Source organism: Kitasatospora sp. NPDC058965, assembly GCF_042741245.1.
In the GTDB taxonomy this organism is placed as follows: domain Bacteria; phylum Actinomycetota; class Actinomycetes; order Streptomycetales; family Streptomycetaceae; genus Kitasatospora.
The window spans coordinates 1-1,433 of record NZ_JBHYKG010000598.1 but is presented as its reverse complement, the minus strand read 5'-3'; the positions used below and the strand labels follow the sequence as shown (position 1 = coordinate 1,433).

General features: G+C 75.8%; 1 protein-coding gene and 2 pseudogenes. All 3 read left to right on the top strand.

Annotated elements, in window-relative coordinates; translation table 11 throughout:
* A pseudogene (locus tag ACFW1A_RS40495) lies at positions 1-234 on the top strand (hypothetical protein); the annotation flags it as partial.
* Between the two features lie 57 nt (positions 235-291).
* Positions 292-1,173, top strand: a complete 882-nt coding sequence (locus ACFW1A_RS40490; protein WP_380418742.1) for a segregation and condensation protein A — start codon at positions 292-294, stop codon at positions 1,171-1,173.
* A pseudogene (locus ACFW1A_RS40485) lies at positions 1,170-1,433 on the top strand (hypothetical protein); the annotation flags it as partial. The gene ACFW1A_RS40490 and the pseudogene ACFW1A_RS40485, both read left to right, overlap by 4 nt.

The following is a 1,433-nucleotide window of genomic DNA, read 5'->3' as shown; positions in this document are numbered from 1 at the left end:
TCCGCTGCCGGGCGTCGGCGGCGTGCTCGTGGGTCATCTGGTCGTAGAAGCCCTGTGTACGTCTCCGCCGAGGAGCTGATGGACCTGGAGCACGCGCGGCTGGTGCTGCGCGGCGAGCACGGGCTCGCGGTGGACCGCGGCCGGGTGGTGCGCGAGGCCATCGCGGTGGTGCTGGCGGACCTGGAGCAGCGGGGCGAGGCGAGCATCCTGGTGCGGCGGCTGCGCGGCCGCTGAGAGCGGTCCGGGGCGGGAGCCGGGCGCCGTCCGCGCGGCGTGTGAAGATGGACCGCCATGGCCAGTACCAGCACCCCCGAGCGTGAGCCGGCCGCCGAGTCGCGCGGCGGCTTCACCGTGCGGCTGGCCAACTTCGAGGGGCCGTTCGACCTGCTGCTCGGGCTGATCGCCAAGCACAAGCTGGACGTGACCGAGGTGGCGCTGTCCCGGGTCACCGACGAGTTCATGGCGTACATCCGGGCGATGGGCCCGGACTGGGACCTGGACCAGGCCACCGAGTTCCTGGTGGTCGCCGCCACCCTGCTGGACCTCAAGGCGGCGCGGCTGCTGCCGGCCGCCGAGGTGGAGGACGAGGAGGACCTCGCCCTGCTGGAGGCCCGCGACCTGCTGTTCGCCCGGCTGCTGCAGTACCGCGCCTACAAGCGGGTGGCGGCGGTCTTCGAGCAGCGCTGGGGCGAGGAGGCGCTGCGCCGGCCGCGCACGGTCGGGCTGGAGCCGCACCACGCGGAGCTGCTGCCCGAGGTGGTGATCCACGTCGGGCCGGAGCGGTTCGCGCAGCTGGCGGCGAAGGCGATGACGCCCCGGCCGAAGCCGGTGGTCTACGTGGACCACATCCACACCCCGCCGGTCAGCGTGCGCGAGCAGGCGGCGCTGGTGGCGGCGTACCTGGTGGAGCACGGCACGGCGCCGTTCGCGGCGCTGGTGGCGGACGCCGACGGGACGCTGGTCGTGGTGGCGCGGTTCCTGGCGCTGCTGGAGCTCTACCGGGAGAAGGCGCTCGCCTTCGAGCAGCCCGAGCCGCTGGGGGAGCTGCTGGTGCGGTGGGTGGCCGGGGCGGGGCTGGACGCGATCGAGGTGACGGACGAGTTCGACCGGCCGCCGGGCGAGGACGATGGGCCCGCTGCGGACGGGTCCGCCGGCGAGGAGGAGCAGACGTGAGCAGCGACGCCAGTACGCCGGGTCCGCCCGCCGCCCCGCGGCGGCGGCTCGGCCTGCCCGGGCAGCACCGGGCCGACGAGTGGCTGGAGCCGGTGTACCCGGACGAGGAGTGGCCGGAGCCGGCCGACGACGGGCCCGCGGTGGCGCTGCCGGGGCCGGCCGCGGAGCCGTCGCCCGGCGCACTCGCGGCGCCCGTACCGGTTGCTCCCGAGCCGACCGTGCCCGAGCCGACCGTGCCCGAGCCGACCGTGCCCGAACCC

What these genes read in the sequence shown, in the direction of transcription:
- ACFW1A_RS40490 (WP_380418742.1), top strand. Translation starts at nt 292, where the DNA reads ATGGCCAGTACCAGCACCCCCGAGCGTGAGCCGGCCGCCGAGTCGCGC.